This is a genomic window from Cupriavidus sp. BIS7, assembly GCF_000292345.1.
Taxonomy (GTDB): domain Bacteria; phylum Pseudomonadota; class Gammaproteobacteria; order Burkholderiales; family Burkholderiaceae; genus Cupriavidus.
On sequence record NZ_ALOU01000027.1, the window covers coordinates 66,465 to 80,903 of the forward strand.

Annotated in this window: 14 protein-coding genes; 2 read left to right on the plus strand and 12 right to left on the minus strand. The window is 62.8% G+C overall.

What is annotated here, in order from left to right:
- Positions 1-50: 50 nt before the first annotated feature.
- The 12 genes from B552_RS0110920 to B552_RS0110975 form a co-directional block, all read right to left on the minus strand.
- A complete protein-coding gene (locus tag B552_RS0110920) occupies positions 51-752 on the minus strand; it encodes an ABC transporter ATP-binding protein (protein WP_019449058.1) in 702 nt (233 codons plus the stop codon).
- On the minus strand, positions 752-1,519 hold the full coding sequence (gene livG / locus B552_RS0110925; RefSeq protein ID WP_019449059.1) for a high-affinity branched-chain amino acid ABC transporter ATP-binding protein LivG: 768 nt from the start codon (positions 1,517-1,519) through the stop codon (positions 752-754). The genes B552_RS0110920 and livG overlap by 1 nt, the downstream gene beginning before the upstream one ends.
- Entirely contained in the window at positions 1,516-2,790 is a 1,275-nt protein-coding gene (locus B552_RS0110930; RefSeq protein WP_019449060.1) for a high-affinity branched-chain amino acid ABC transporter permease LivM, read from the minus strand. The genes livG and B552_RS0110930 overlap by 4 nt, the downstream gene beginning before the upstream one ends.
- Positions 2,791-2,802: 12 nt before the next feature.
- On the minus strand, positions 2,803-3,729 hold the full coding sequence (gene livH / locus B552_RS0110935) for a high-affinity branched-chain amino acid ABC transporter permease LivH (RefSeq protein ID WP_019449061.1): 927 nt from the start codon (positions 3,727-3,729) through the stop codon (positions 2,803-2,805).
- 140 nt (positions 3,730-3,869) lie between these two features.
- On the minus strand, positions 3,870-4,997 hold the full coding sequence (locus B552_RS0110940) for a branched-chain amino acid ABC transporter substrate-binding protein (protein WP_026035540.1): 1,128 nt from the start codon (positions 4,995-4,997) through the stop codon (positions 3,870-3,872).
- Positions 4,998-5,600: 603 nt separating this feature from the next.
- Entirely contained in the window at positions 5,601-6,902 is a 1,302-nt protein-coding gene (gltA, locus tag B552_RS0110945; RefSeq protein WP_019449063.1) for a citrate synthase, read from the minus strand.
- Positions 6,903-6,944: 42 nt separating this feature from the next.
- Positions 6,945-7,232 (minus strand): succinate dehydrogenase assembly factor 2, encoded by a 288-nt coding sequence (locus B552_RS0110950; protein ID WP_026035541.1) that lies wholly within the window; start codon positions 7,230-7,232, stop codon positions 6,945-6,947.
- A gap of 127 nt (positions 7,233-7,359) precedes the next feature.
- Positions 7,360-8,061 carry a succinate dehydrogenase iron-sulfur subunit gene (locus tag B552_RS0110955; protein ID WP_019449065.1) on the minus strand — a complete coding sequence of 234 codons (702 nt, stop codon included), beginning with the start codon at positions 8,059-8,061 and terminating at the stop codon, positions 7,360-7,362.
- A gap of 34 nt (positions 8,062-8,095) precedes the next feature.
- A complete protein-coding gene (gene sdhA / locus B552_RS0110960; RefSeq protein ID WP_019449066.1) occupies positions 8,096-9,874 on the minus strand; it encodes a succinate dehydrogenase flavoprotein subunit in 1,779 nt (592 codons plus the stop codon).
- A 3-nt stretch (positions 9,875-9,877) separates the two neighbouring features.
- Entirely contained in the window at positions 9,878-10,243 is a 366-nt protein-coding gene (sdhD, locus tag B552_RS0110965; RefSeq protein WP_019449067.1) for a succinate dehydrogenase, hydrophobic membrane anchor protein, read from the minus strand.
- 11 nt (positions 10,244-10,254) lie between these two features.
- Positions 10,255-10,665: a succinate dehydrogenase, cytochrome b556 subunit gene (gene sdhC / locus B552_RS0110970; protein ID WP_019449068.1), complete on the minus strand. Its 411-nt coding sequence runs from the start codon at positions 10,663-10,665 to the stop codon at positions 10,255-10,257.
- A 377-nt stretch (positions 10,666-11,042) separates the two neighbouring features.
- On the minus strand, positions 11,043-11,897 hold the full coding sequence (locus tag B552_RS0110975; protein ID WP_019449069.1) for a GntR family transcriptional regulator: 855 nt from the start codon (positions 11,895-11,897) through the stop codon (positions 11,043-11,045).
- A 389-nt stretch (positions 11,898-12,286) separates the two neighbouring features.
- On the opposite strand from B552_RS0110975, the gene B552_RS0110980 reads away from it, so the two are divergent.
- Both B552_RS0110980 and B552_RS0110985 read left to right on the plus strand, forming a co-directional pair.
- A complete protein-coding gene (locus B552_RS0110980) occupies positions 12,287-13,270 on the plus strand; it encodes a malate dehydrogenase (protein ID WP_026035542.1) in 984 nt (327 codons plus the stop codon).
- Positions 13,271-13,403: 133 nt separating this feature from the next.
- Positions 13,404-14,384, plus strand: a complete 981-nt coding sequence (locus tag B552_RS0110985) for an aldolase/citrate lyase family protein (RefSeq protein WP_019449071.1) — start codon at positions 13,404-13,406, stop codon at positions 14,382-14,384.
- Positions 14,385-14,439: the final 55 nt, after the last annotated feature.

A 14,439-nucleotide genomic window follows, 5' to 3' on the forward strand; every position in this document is an offset into this window, starting at 1 on the left:
CCCTCTCCCCCAGCCCCTCTCCCGCACTGCGGGAGAGGGGAGCAAATCCGTCAACCGCCCAGATACGCCGCGCGGATGCGGTCGTTGGCCAGCAGGTTCTTGCCGGTATCGGCCAGCACCACCTTGCCGGTTTCCAGCACATAGCCCCGGTCGGCCACATGCAGCGCCTTGTTGGCGTTCTGCTCGACCAGGAACACTGTGACGCCTTCTTCACGAATCGTGCGGATGATGTCGAAGATCTGCGCGATGATCAGCGGCGCCAGGCCGAGCGTGGGCTCGTCCAGCAGCAGCAGACGCGGGCGGCTCATCAGCGCGCGGCCGATCGCCAGCATCTGCTGCTCGCCACCCGACATCGTGCCGGCGCGCTGGCTGGCACGCTGGTTCAGACGCGGGAACAGCTTGAACACGTGCTCGATGCCCGCCTCGATCTCATGACGGTTGGCAAAAAAGCCACCCATCTTGAGGTTTTCCAGCACGGTCAGGCTCGGGAACACGCGGCGGCCCTCCGGCGAGATGGCCATGCCCAGGCGCATGATCTCGTGCGTGTTGCGGCGCGTGATGTCCTGCCCTTCGAACAGCACGCGGCCACTGGACGCACGCGGCGTGCCGCACACGGTCATCATCAGCGTCGTCTTGCCGGCGCCGTTGCTGCCGATCAGGGTGACGATCTCCCCCTTCTTGACTTCGATCGATACGCCCGACAGCGCCTCGACGGCGCCATAGTGGGTATGGACGTTTTCCAGCTTCAGCATCAGTCCTCTCCCAGATAGGCCTTGATCACGCGCGGGTCGTTGCGCACTTCCTCGGGCTTGCCGATCATGATCGGCTTGCCGTGCTCCATCACCAGGATGCGGTCCGACACGCCCATCACCAGGCTCATGTCGTGCTCGATCAGCAGCACCGAGATGTTGAACTCGCGGCGCAGCTTGTCGATCAACTGCTGCAGCTCGATCTTCTCCTGAGGGTTCAGACCCGCAGCCGGTTCGTCGAGCATCAGCAGGCGCGGCTTCGTGATCATGCAGCGCGCGATCTCCAGGCGGCGCTGGTGGCCGTAGGACAGCGTGCCAGCCTCGCGGTTGGCCACGCTGGTCAGACCCATGCGCTCCAGCCACTCGGCGGCACGGGCCAGTGCCTCGCGCTCCGAACGGCGATAGGCCGGCGTAGCAAGCAGGCCGCGCAGCAGCCCCGCCTTCACCTGCAGGTGTTGCGCGACCATCAGGTTTTCCACCACGGTCAACTGCTTGAACAGGCGGATGTTCTGGAACGTGCGCACGAGGCCGCGGCGTGCCACCTGATGGCTCGGCAGGCGCGCGATCGAGTGACCGTCGAGCGAGATCTCGCCGGCCGTGGGCTTGTAGAAGCCGCCCACGCAGTTGAACACGGTGGTCTTGCCCGCGCCGTTGGGGCCGATGATGGCGAAGACCTCATCACGACGCACATCGAACTCGATGCCGTCGACGGCCAACAGACCGCCGAAGCGCATCTGCAGGCCCGATACTTTCAGCATTTCAGCACTCATCGCGGCAACTCCACGTGGGGACGGCTAGCGGGCAGCAGGCCCTGCGGACGCCACATCATCATCAGCACCATCACCAGACCGAAAATCAGCATCCGGTACTCGGCGAAATCACGCGCCACTTCGGGCAGCACGGTCAGCAGGATCGCGGCCAGGATCACGCCGAGCTGCGAACCCATGCCGCCGAGCACGACCACGGCCAGGATCAGCGCCGATTCGATGAATGTGAAGGATTCCGGATTGACCAGGCCCTGACGCGCCGCGAAGAACGCACCGGCCAGACCCGCGAACGAAGCGCCCAGCGTGAACGCCGACAGCTTGATGCGCGTGGGATTCAGTCCCAGCGAGCGGCAGGCGATCTCGTCCTCGCGCAGTGCTTCCCAGGCACGGCCCATCGGCATGCGGATCAGGCGGCTGGTCACGAACAGCGTGAAGCCCACCAGCAGCAGCGCCAGCAGATACAGGAAGATCACCATGTGCTGGCCGGTGTACGGAATGCCGATCAGGTCGTTGAACGTCTGCGCGCCTTCCACGCTGGCACTGCGGGCCAGCTCGATGCCGAACACGGTCGGCTTCGGGATGCCCGATACGCCATCCGGACCACCGGTCAGGCTGGTCAGGTTGTTCAGCAGCAGGCGGATGATTTCACCGAAGCCCAGCGTCACGATGGCCAGGTAGTCGCCGCGCAGGCGCAGCACCGGGAAGCCGAGGATGAAACCGAACGTGGCGGCCAGTCCAGCGGACAGCGGCAGGCATTCCCAGAACGTCAGGCCGAAGTACTGGTTCAGCAGCGCATAGGTGTAGCCACCCACGGCGTAGAAGCCCACGTAGCCAAGGTCCAGCAGACCGGCAAAGCCCACCACGATGTTCAGGCCCAGACCGAGGATCACGTAGATCAGTGCCAGCGTGGCCACGTCCACCGCGCCGCGCGAGCCGAAGAACGGAAACACCAGGCCCACGGCCAGCAGCACCCATACCGCGCGGCGTTGCTGCTGCGCACCCATCGCGGGCAGCGTCGGCAGCTTCACGGCACTGCGCGCGCGCGTCAGCGTCGGCTTGAATAGCTGGAACAGGAACACCAGTGCCACGGCGATCCACACCGGACGCCAGTGCGGCTCCAGCACGACCTTGTAGCCATCGAGCTTCAGTTGCAGGCCCAGCAGCGGCACGGTCAGGATGGCCGTCAACACGGCGGCCGTCACGGCGTTCTTTAGCGTATCGGAGACCGACGCCTGCGGGATTGCCGCCCGCGAAATCGAAGTCGCTTGAGTCATGTCGTTCTCCCCTTAGACCTTTTCCACATCGGGCTTGCCCAGCAGGCCCGTGGGACGGAAGAGCAGCACCAGGACCAGCAGGCCGAAGGCCACCACGTCCTTGTACTCGGACGGCATATAGCCGGAGGCGAAGGTTTCGGCCAGGCCCAGCAGCACGCCGCCGAGCATCGCGCCCGGAATGCTGCCGATGCCGCCCAGCACCGCGGCCGTGAAGGCCTTGATGCCGGCGATGAAGCCGATAAAGGGATTGAGCTTGCCGATCGTCAGTCCGATCAGCACGCCGCCCACGGCGGCCAGCATCGCGCCGAGCACGAACGTGAACGAGATCACGCGGTTCGTGTCGATGCCGAGCAGGTTGGCCATGCGCATGTCTTCGGCGCAGGCGCGGCACGCGCGGCCCATGCGCGAACGGCCGATGAACATCGTCAGCGCAATCATCAGCAGCAATGTCACGCAGACGATCAGCAGGCGCGAGTACGGAACGGTCACCGTGAAATCGCCGCCCATCTGGAATTCGATGGCGCCCGAGATCAGGATCGGCACAGACACGTCGCGCGCGCCCTGCCCGATCTGGACATAGTTCTGAAGGAAGATCGACATGCCGATCGCCGAGATCAGCGGCACCAGGCGCGGGCCGCCACGCAGGGGGCGATACGCCACGCGCTCGACGGCATAGCCATAGACGCCTGTCACGGCGACGGCGACGATCAGCGCCGCACCTAGCACCAGCGGCAGCGGATAGCCCGCCTGCGCGCCAATGGCGGTCAGCGTCACGAGACCCACGTATGCGCCGATCATGTAGATCTCGCCGTGGGCAAAGTTGATCATGCCGATGATGCCGTAGACCATCGTGTAGCCGATGGCGATCAACGCATAGATCGCACCCAGCGTCAGGCCGTTGACCAGTTGCTGGGTGAACTGCGGAAGAAATTCGTTCATGCGAGGGACCTTGTGGATCGAGAAGCCCGATGCGGGGGCTTGATCGTCATCATGTGACGATCAGTCGACATCAGGCCGATACCAAAACGCCCCGCTCACCGGGTCGGGAGCGGGGCGTCTCGCCAGAGTGGCGCCGGGATTTAGTTGGCGGCGGTCTTCGTGGCGTCCTTGTGCCACGTGTAGACGACGAACTTGAACGACTTCAGGTCGCCCTTGGCGTCGTACTCGACCTTGCCGATCGGCGTGTTGAACGCGTTCTTGTGCATGTACGCGGCCACCTTTGTCGGGTCCGTGCTCTTGGCGCCGGCAATCGCATCGCCAATGATCTTCACGGCCGCATAGGCGGGCATCTGGAACGGGCCGTTCGGGTCACGCTTCTTGTCGGCAAAAGCCTTCACCAGGGCGGCGTTGGCCGGATCGGCCGAGAAATCCGCCGGCAGCGTCACGAGCATGCCATCCGAGGCCGGGCCGGCAATCGCCGTCACGTCCTTGTTGCCCACGCCTTCGGGACCCATGAAGGTCGCCTTGACGCCCTGCTCGCGTGCCTGGCGCAGCAGCAGACCCATTTCCGGGTGATAGCCGCCAAAGTAGACGAAGTCCACGCCCTGCGACTTCAGCTTGGTGATGATGGCCGAGTAGTCGGAATCGCCGGCGTTGATGCCTTCGAAGACCGCCACGGGGATCTTGGCCGCTTCCAGGTCCTTCTTCACCGAGCTGGCGATGCCCTGGCCGTACGACTGCTTGTCGTGCAGCACGGCGACCTTCTTCGGCTTGACCTTGCTGATGATGTACTGGGCGGCTGCCGGGCCTTGCTGGTCGTCACGGCCGATCGTACGGAAGATGAAGTTGCGCTTCTTCGTCTCGGTCAGCTGCGGCGCGGTGGCCGACGGCGTAACCATCACGATGCCTTCGTTCTCGTAGATGTCCGATGCCGGAATCGTCGAACCCGAGCACACGTGGCCGATCACGTAGTGGATGCCCTGGCTCACGATCTTGTTGGCAACAGCCACGGCCTGCTTCGGTTCGCAGGCGTCATCCATCATGACTGCTTCGAACTTGTTGCCGTTGGCGCCGCCCGAGGCGTTGATCTGCTCGATGGCGGTCAGGGCGCCAGCCTTGACCATGTCGCCGTACTGGGCAACCGAGCCGCTCATCGGGCCGGCAATGGCGATCTTGATGGTTTCGGCGTTGGCCGAAGTGAAGGCAGCGAGGCCGGCAGTGGCAAGCACGGCGGCCATGGCAGTGGACGTGAGACGGGACAACGTCATCAGGAGCTCCTCGATTATGTAGTGGTCACCCGGGCAGATTCGGCATGACCGGCGCAATCGAACAACACCCGCGGGAGAAGCGCCGCCTGACGTGGCGAACGGTAAGGCCCAAAGCGGAAGTCGGGCCTGCGGTGAAGACAGTGAAGCAGTGCGGGGCCCGGCATGTGTCGGCGTCCGCCAATCCCAGGAATAGGGCGGCCGCCAAAAGTTCGGAAAGACAACGTTGATGCGTTCTCTATTGCGCAAGCGCTTCGCCTGCCCCGCTTTTCCAACCCGGCTGGCCGGAAGGGTGGCCCGGCTGCCGGTGGCAAAGCTGCCCGCATTATAGGGGCAAAGTTGCAACCAGATGGAGTGAGGTTCTCCCGAATTGCGGAAAATCCGACAACTATTGCTGTCTGTTGCAACCCTCGCACGGCAGGAAGCATCGTGAAATTCAGGTTTCACAACATGTGTGCATAGTCAGACAAGTGATGCCTTGCCCGCTTTGCACAACCGGTTGCAACCGTGGTCAGTCATTGCAAAACAAAACGCCCCGGCAAGCCGGGGCGTTTTGTTTTGTTGCGGTGCGGGGCGGCTTTCACCACCCCGGCAGACCTGCGTGGATCAGCGCTTGGCCAGATCCGGCACGGCGCGCGAAGCGGCGCCGTTGAACAGCTGGCGCGGACGGCCGATCTTGTATTCCGGATCGGTGATCATCTCTTCCCACTGCGAGATCCAGCCCGGCGTACGTGCCAGGGCGAAGATGCAGGTGAACAGCGAGGTCGGGATGCCCAGCGCGCGCTGCACGATACCCGAGTAGAAGTCCACGTTCGGGTACAGCTTGCGGCTCACGAAGTACTCGTCTTCCAGCGCGATCTTTTCCAGCTCCATCGCCAGCTTGAACAGCGGGTCGTTGTGCAGGCCCAGTTCGTTCAGCACTTCGTGGCAGGTCTCACGCATCAGCTTGGCGCGCGGATCGTAGTTCTTGTACACGCGGTGGCCAAAGCCCATCAGGCGCACGCCCGAATTCTTGTCCTTGACCTGCTTGATGAACTCGCCGATGTGGTCCACGCTGCCGATCTCTTCCAGCATCTTCAGCGCGGCTTCGTTCGCGCCGCCGTGGGCCGGACCCCACAGGCAGGCCACGCCGGCGGCGATGGCTGCAAACGGGTTCGTGCCCGACGAACCGGCCAGGCGCACGGTCGAGGTCGACGCGTTCTGCTCGTGGTCGGCGTGCAGGATGAAGATGCGGTCCAGCGCGCGCTCGAGCACCGGGTTCACGGTGTACGGAGCGCACGGAGTGCCGAACATCATGCGCATGAAGTTGCCCGAGTAGGACAGGTCGTTCTGCGGGTAGATGTACGGTTGGCCGATGTTGTACTTGTACGCCATGGCGACCAGCGTCGGCATCTTGGCGATCAGGCGGATGGCCGAGATCTCGCGCTGGTGCGGATCGTCGATGTCCATCGCGTCGTGGTAGAACGCGCTCATCGCACCCACCAGGCCCGTCAGCACAGCCATCGGGTGTGCGTCGCGACGGAAACCGCGCAGGAAGAACTGCAGTTGCTCGTGAACCATCGTGTGGTTCATCACCGCGCCCACGAACTCTTCCTTCTGCTTGGCGTTGGGCAGTTCGCCCTTCAGCAGCAGGTAGCAGGTTTCGAGGTGATCGCACTTCTCTGCGAGCTGCTCGATCGGGTAGCCGCGATACAGCAGTTCGCCCTTGTCACCGTCGATGTAGGTGATTTTGGAGTTGCACGAAGCGGTCGACATGAACCCCGGGTCATAGGTGAACTTGCCGGTTTGTCCGTACAGCTTGCGAATGTCGATCACGTCCGGGCCAACGGTGCCCTGGTAGATCGGCAGCTCAACGCTGGGGGAACCATCGGAAAACGATAGCGTGGCTTTCACATCGGACGGCGTCATGTCGGTTCCTTCAAATACTGTGAATAATAATGTTGACCAAACTCAGACCGAACGCAGCAGGCCAAGAACGCGCTGCATCGGGGGCGTGTCGAGCTCACCGTCAAGCTCCTTGCGAGCAAGCAGCAGGTCCATCAACTCGTTGTCGCTGAGCTCGAACAGCTCGCCCAGCGATGCCACGTCCTCGTCGGACAGGCTCTCCTCGTAACGGTTGAAAAAACGTTCGACGATGATGTCGTTCTCCAGGAGGCCGCGGCGTGCGCGCCAGCGAAGACGTGCGCGCTTGTGCGGGTCGGCCTGATGGGAGAAAGTGGTGGAAAGACTCATGGTCAGCCTTCTTGCGACCGGCGCGCCACCCGATTGATACCGCATCGGACTGACGCGCCGCTTACATCAACTACAGACTGCCTGTTCACGCTGATTCTGCTTGGGCGCACACAAGGCAGTTTATACCGGCCGATTAAACAGCGCGGCGAACCATCAATTCCTTGATCTTGCCAATCGCCTTCGTCGGGTTGAGGCCCTTCGGGCACACGTCGACGCAGTTCATGATGCTATGGCAACGGAACAGACGATACGGGTCGTTCAGGTTGTCCAGACGCTCGCCGGTGGCCTGGTCGCGGCTGTCCGCGATAAAGCGGTAGGCCTGCAGCAGGCCGGCCGGGCCGACGAACTTGTCCGGATTCCACCAGAACGACGGGCACGACGTGGAGCAGCTGGCGCACAAGATGCACTCGTACAGGCCATCCAGCTCGTCACGCTCCTGCGGCGACTGCAGACGCTCCTTCTCGGGCGGCGGCTCGTCGTTGATCAGGAACGGCTTGATCGAGTGGTACTGCTTGAAGAAGTTCGTCATGTCGACGATCAGGTCGCGCACCACGGGCAGGCCGGGCAGCGGACGCAGCACGATGCGGTCCGGCAGCTCGCGCATGTTCGTCAGGCAGGCCAGGCCGTTCTTGCCGTTGATGTTCATCGCGTCCGAGCCGCACACGCCTTCGCGGCACGAACGGCGGAACGAGATGGTTTCATCCAGCTTCTTCAGCTTGACCAGCGCGTCCAGCAGCATGCGCTCGTGACCGTCGAGTTCTACCTCGTAGGTCTGCATGCGGGGCGCGGCGTCCTTGTCCGGATCGTAGCGGTAGACTTCGAAAATACGCTTCATTTCTGTGGGTCCTGTTTTCTCTACGACGCGGGGATCAGAACGTACGGGCCTTCGGCGGAACCGATTCCACCGTCAGCGGTTGCATCTTCACCGGCTTGTAGTCGAGACGGTTGCCTTCGCTGTAGAACAGCGAGTGCTTGAGCCAGTTGTCGTCGTCGCGATTCGGGAAATCGCTGTGGGCGTGGGCGCCACGCGATTCCTTGCGGGCTGCGGCCGAGATCATCGTGGCCTTGGCCACTTCCACCAGGTTCGACACTTCCAGGGCTTCCACCAGCGCGGTGTTGAAGACCTTGGACTTGTCCTTCAGGTGGATGTTGTTGGCGCGCTCTGCCACTTCCAGGATGCGCTCGACGCCTTCGTCCATCAGCTTCTGCGTACGGAACACGCCGGCATGCGACTGCATGTTGCGGCGGATGTCGTTGGCAACGTCCTGGGTGTACTCACCCGAGGTCGTGCCTTGCAGCTTGGCCAGACGGGCCATGGCGCGGTCGGCGGCATCGGCCGGCAGCGGCTTGTGCTCCTTCTGCTTGTTCGCGTTGGCAACGATGTGGTTGCCGGCGGCACGGCCGAACACAACCAGATCCAGCAGCGAGTTGGTACCCAGGCGGTTGGCGCCGTGCACCGACACGCACGAGCATTCGCCGATCGCGTAGAAGCCGTTGACCACTTCGTTCGGGTTGCCGTTCTTCGGCACCACGACCTGACCGTTGAAGTTCGTCGGAATGCCACCCATCTGGTAGTGGATGGTCGGCACGACGGGGATCGGTTCCTTGATCGCGTCGACGTTGGCGAACTTCATGCCGATTTCGCGGATCGACGGCAGGCGCTTCATGATCGTCTCGGCGCCGACGTGCGTCAGGTCCAGCAGCACGTAGTCACCGTTCGGACCACAGCCGCGGCCTTCCTTGATTTCCTGGTCCATCGAGCGCGACACGAAGTCACGCGGCGCCAGATCCTTCAGCGTCGGGGCATAGCGCTCCATGAAGCGCTCGCCATCCTTGTTACGCAGGATACCGCCCTCGCCGCGCACGCCTTCCGTGATCAGCACGCCCGCGCCGGCCACGCCGGTCGGGTGGAACTGCCAGAATTCCATGTCTTCCAGCGGGATGCCGGCACGCGCCGCCATGCCCAGGCCGTCACCGGTATTGATGAAGGCGTTGGTGGAAGCCGCGTAGATACGGCCGGCGCCGCCGGTCGCGAACAGCGTGGTCTTGGCTTCGAGGATGTAGACTTCGCCGGTTTCCATTTCCAGCGCGGTCACGCCCAGCACGTCGCCTTCTTCGTCACGAATCAGGTCCAGTGCCATCCACTCCACGAAGAAGTGGGTCTTGGCGCGAACGTTGCGCTGGTACAGCGTGTGCAGCAGCGCGTGACCGGTACGGTCAGCGGCCGCGCAGGCGCGTTGCACCGGCTTTTCGCCGTAGTTGGCGGTGTGGCCGCCGAACGGACGCTGGTAGATCGTGCCATCGGCGTTACGGTCGAACGGCATGCCGAAGTGTTCGAGTTCGTACACGACCTTCGGTGCTTCACGGCACATGAACTCGATGGCGTCCTGGTCACCCAGCCAGTCCGAGCCCTTGATGGTGTCGTAGAAGTGATAGTGCCAGTTGTCTTCGCTCATGTTGCCGAGCGAAGCACCGATACCGCCCTGCGCCGCCACGGTGTGCGAGCGCGTCGGGAAAACCTTCGACAGCACGGCCACGTTCAGGCCGGCTTCTGCGAGCTGGAGGGATGCGCGCATCCCGGCGCCGCCCGCCCCGACGATGACCACGTCGAATTTGCGACGCGGCAATCCAGTCTTGACTGCGACCATTTATTACACCCTCCAGAGAATCTGAGCAGCGTAGCCCGCACAACCGACGAGCCACAGAATCGTAAGAACTTGCAGCACGAGGCGCACGGCCATCGGCTTCACGTAGTCCATCCAGATGTCACGAATGCCGATCCATGCGTGGAACAGCAGCGACAGGATGGTAAGGAACGTCAGGATCTTCATCCACTGATTGGCGAAGAGACCCGACCAGCCTTCGTAGGAAGGATTGCCAAAGGCGAGATACACGAAGGCGAGCACCACGGTGAACACCACCATGATGACTGCGGTGACGCGTTGCGCGAGCCAGTCTTTCAGACCGTAGTGCGCACCAACGACGAGGCGCTTGGGACCGATATTATTGTTTGCCACCTTGATTCTCCTCAGAACAGGCCGAACAGCTTCAGGCCGAAGATCAGGGTGAGCAGCAGGCTGACCACCAGCACCGTGACAGCCGACTTGGCCGAAGCGGGCTTGGAAACGCCGACGTGCACATCGAGCAGCAGGAAGCGGATACCGGCGCAGAAGTGATGCAGGTACCCCCAGATCAGGGCCAGGATCACCAGCTTGACGAAGCCGTTGGACAACAGGGCCGAGAACTTGGCGAAGCTCAGTTCGGAGGTGACGCTCTGCTCAAACAGGTACAGAATGAAAGGAAGAAGGAGGAACATCATGGCACCGCTTACGCGATGCAGGATGGATACCTTGCCGGCCCAGGGCAAACGGTAGCGCGAGATTTGCGCGATACCGATGTTCCGGAACTCCGGCCTGGCTTGTTTGACGGCTTCAGCCATGCGAGACCCCATTTGCTGTGAAAAGAAAACTGCAAAAGAACGACATTGCCATTACCCCCGATTGCATTGGCACCGCACAGCGGTTACCGTAAATGCACCTGATTGCACCAAGCGTGTGGGTTCACTGGATGCAAATGGATGCAGGGGAGCAAATCCACGTGATTTTAGCGCCTTTGTTGCGCGGCGCACCAATAATTTTCGCCTATCGCACACCAACGCGGAGCGCCCGACAATCGCACGCGACAATGCGCGCACCACCCCGGGCACAAAGTTTCCGACGATTCCATTCACGATCGACAATGGCCGGCGCGCGTCCCATATACGCATGACAATAATCAGCGTACCGGACAGACTTTCCATGGTCATGACACTTCAGCTCAGCTCAGGTCGTTCTGGTAATAGTGCCGTGTCGTGACATACAGGCCACGCCGGACTTCCACCGGGCGATCACCGTAGGTGAATGACACGCGCTCCACCGAAAGCAGCGGCGAGCCGGGCTCAACAGACAGCAATTCGGCAGCCGTATCGTCGGCGGCGACTGCCCGGATCTTTTCCGAGGCACGAATCATTCGCGTACCGAATTCGGCTTCGAAGAGCGCGTACATCGGGCCCTTCCACTCATTGAGCTTCTCGGCCGTCAGACCCTTGAAGTTGGCACCCAGCAGCCAGATCTCGTCCAGCACCGTGGCTTCATTCGAGAAAGTCAGCACACGGCGGATCTGCACGACGCTGTCGCCAGTGCGGATATCGAGCAGGCGGGCAATTTCGGCCGGTGCGCGCAGGCGCTTGCATTCAAGCACGCGGCTGGCGCCATAATGCGGTTCGCCCTCGTCGGGCACCAGGCGGAGGAAGCGGAATTTAACCACGTCCTCGTAATGGGTAGTCACGAACGTGCCCTTGCCCTGCCGGCGCGCCACCAGGTTGTCGGCGGCCAGTTCGTCGATGGCCTTGCGCACGGTGCCCTGGCTGACCTTGTAGCGGGCGGCCAGATCCATCTCGCTGGGGATCATCTCGCCCGGCTTCCACTCGCCTGTCTGCAGGCTTTGCATGATCAGGGCCTTGATCTGCTGGTAGAGCGGGCTGAAAGTGGGTGACGGCGAGACACCGGCCGGCGCGACGGACGCGCCCGGTGTATTCGAGGGCGACTGCGTCCCGGCGCCGCTCAGGGGGGCGCCTGACTCCGGTGTACCGTTGGCGGCGGCTGCGGTCAGGGACGTAGGCAGGGATGACATAGCCCGGATTCAACCACAAAAAAGAGAATCGCGTCCAGCGCGCTATGAAATGTCTTATGTCTTATATAAGACATATGAATTGACATCAATCGGGGGGCACCCTACACTCGCGCAGGTCCGCGCCGTCGCTCCCCAAACCGTTTCCGGGATGCGACGCACCACACAGCAGTAGTAGACTTACGCCTTGTCGCCCACGACGCTCGCACTCTGGCCGGAAGCGCCCTCCTCGCCGCCCGGCCGCGTGCAGTGCCCGCGGGTTCCGCGGCGCACGCCAGCCTGCCTTCGTGGCGACACGCGACCAGCACCCGGTGACGCGCCGGGCCGCTCCATTCCCTGGAGACCCGAGCGCCACCGACCGGTTACCCCTCTTTTCGTTTGGAGACTTACTCATGGCTAAAGCCCCAATGCGCGTCGCAGTCACCGGCGCCGCAGGCCAGATCGGCTATTCCCTGCTGTTCCGCATCGCCAACGGCGACATGCTCGGCAAAGACCAGCCGGTCATCCTCCAACTGCTCGATCTCCCGCAAGCCCAGGCCGCCGTCAAGGGCGTGGTGATGGAACTGGAAGACTGCGCGTTCCCGCTGCTGGCCGGCGTGGTGATCACCGACGACCCCAAGGTCGCCTTCAAGGACGCCGACGTTGCCCTGCTGGTGGGTGCCCGTCCGCGTAGCAAGGGCATGGAACGCAAGGACCTGCTCGAAGCCAACGCCCAGATCTTCACGGTGCAAGGCAAGGCACTGGACGAAGTGGCCAGCCGTGACGTCAAGGTGCTGGTGGTCGGCAACCCGGCCAACACCAACGCCTACATCGCCATGAAGTCGGCGCCGAACCTGAAGCGCGAGAACTTCACCGCCATGCTGCGCCTGGACCACAACCGTGCCCTGTCGCAAATCGCCGCCAAGACCGGCAAGCCGGTGACGTCGATCGAAAAGATGTTCGTGTGGGGCAACCACAGCCCGACGATGTACGCCGACTACCGCTACGCCACCGTCGACGGCAAGAGCGTCAAGGACATGATCAACGATCCGGTGTGGAACAACGACGTGTTCCTGCCGACCGTCGGCAAGCGCGGCGCCGCCATCATCGAAGCCCGTGGCCTGTCGTCGGCCGCTTCGGCTGCCAACGCCGCCATCGACCACGTGCACGACTGGGTGCTGGGTTCGAACGGCAAGGTCGTCACGATGGGCATCCCGTCGAACGGTGAATACGGCATTCCGAACGATGTAATGTTCGGCTACCCGGTCACCACGGCCAACGGCAAGTACGAAATCGTCAAGGGTCTGGAAATCGACGCGTACAGCCAGGAAAAGATCAACATCACGCTCAAGGAACTCGAAGAAGAGCGTGCCGGCGTGCAACACCTGCTGGGCTGATCCTCCGCGAGCCAACCCGCTCATGAAAGACCGGGGTTCCGCATCGATTCTCGAAAATCGGCGCGGACCCCGGTTTTTCTTTGGGCGCGCGCAACGCGCCCCCGAATAACCCTACTCACCTTAAGTATTCAAAGTGCATCCATCCGAGGTCTTGTTCCAGGGCGAAGCCATTCCGGTGCAACTGCCGGTCTGTGACCACTATGCAGGCAGCGAAAAGCTCATGCGCAAGTCGCTCGCCCTGCAGCAAGCGCTTGGGCCCGTGTTCGACATCACTTTCGACTGCGAAGACGGCGCCGCCGTTGGACTCGAACGCGAACACGCCGCACTTTGCGCGCAACTGATCAACAGCGCGGAGAACGCGCACAACCGGGTCGGCGTGCGCATTCACGACCCGGCGCACCCGAGCTGGCGCGAGGACGTGGAAATCCTGGTCGAGGCGGCCGGCGCGCGCATGGCCTACGTCGTGGTGCCGAAGGTGACCGACGTGGTCGAGGTGGCCCGCGTCACCGACCACGTCAACCACGTCGCCCGATCCGCAGGCATCGCACGTCACATTCCGATTCATGTGCTGATTGAGACGCACGCGGCGCTCGAACAGGCTTTCGACATTGCCTCGCTGGTGCAGGTGGAATGCCTGAGCTTCGGCCTGATGGATTTTGTGTCGGCACACCACGGCGCGATTCCGGGCGATGCCATGCGCTCGCCCGGTCAGTTCCAGCACCCGCTGATCCGCCGCGCCATGCTGGAAATCTCGGCCGCCTGCCATCGCCACGGCAAGGTGCCGTCGCACAACGTGAGTACCGATGTACAGAATCCTGAACGCGCCGGTGAAGACGCGCTGCGGGCACGTACCGAATTCGGCTACCTGCGCAAATGGAGCATCCATCCGGCCCAGATCGAGCCGATCGTGGCTGCTTTCCGCCCCAGCGACAGCGAAATTGGCGCCGCGAGCCAGATCCTGCTTGCCGCGCACGAAAACAACTGGGCGCCGATCCGCCACGACGGCCAGCTTCACGACCGCGCGAGCTATCGTTACTACTGGTCGCTGATGCAGCGCGCCCACGCCACCGGCACGACGTTGCCTGCGCCAGTTACCGAACTATTCTTCGATTGACGCCAGGGCGGCAGGAATCGCGCGAACACTGCTCATTTTTGCCGCCAAGTGGCCG

What these genes read in the sequence shown, in the direction of transcription:
- B552_RS0110955 (WP_019449065.1), bottom strand. Translation starts at nt 8,061, where the DNA reads ATGAAGCGTATTTTCGAAGTCTACCGCTACGATCCGGACAAGGACGCC.
- B552_RS0110980 (WP_026035542.1), top strand. Translation starts at nt 12,287, where the DNA reads ATGGCTAAAGCCCCAATGCGCGTCGCAGTCACCGGCGCCGCAGGCCAG.
- B552_RS0110975 (WP_019449069.1), bottom strand. Translation starts at nt 11,897, where the DNA reads ATGTCATCCCTGCCTACGTCCCTGACCGCAGCCGCCGCCAACGGTACA.
- sdhC (WP_019449068.1), bottom strand. Translation starts at nt 10,665, where the DNA reads ATGGCTGAAGCCGTCAAACAAGCCAGGCCGGAGTTCCGGAACATCGGT.
- B552_RS0110940 (WP_026035540.1), bottom strand. Translation starts at nt 4,997, where the DNA reads ATGACGTTGTCCCGTCTCACGTCCACTGCCATGGCCGCCGTGCTTGCC.
- livH (WP_019449061.1), bottom strand. Translation starts at nt 3,729, where the DNA reads ATGAACGAATTTCTTCCGCAGTTCACCCAGCAACTGGTCAACGGCCTG.
- B552_RS0110920 (WP_019449058.1), bottom strand. Translation starts at nt 752, where the DNA reads ATGCTGAAGCTGGAAAACGTCCATACCCACTATGGCGCCGTCGAGGCG.
- sdhA (WP_019449066.1), bottom strand. Translation starts at nt 9,874, where the DNA reads ATGGTCGCAGTCAAGACTGGATTGCCGCGTCGCAAATTCGACGTGGTC.
- livG (WP_019449059.1), bottom strand. Translation starts at nt 1,519, where the DNA reads ATGAGTGCTGAAATGCTGAAAGTATCGGGCCTGCAGATGCGCTTCGGC.
- B552_RS0110930 (WP_019449060.1), bottom strand. Translation starts at nt 2,790, where the DNA reads ATGACTCAAGCGACTTCGATTTCGCGGGCGGCAATCCCGCAGGCGTCG.
- gltA (WP_019449063.1), bottom strand. Translation starts at nt 6,902, where the DNA reads ATGACGCCGTCCGATGTGAAAGCCACGCTATCGTTTTCCGATGGTTCC.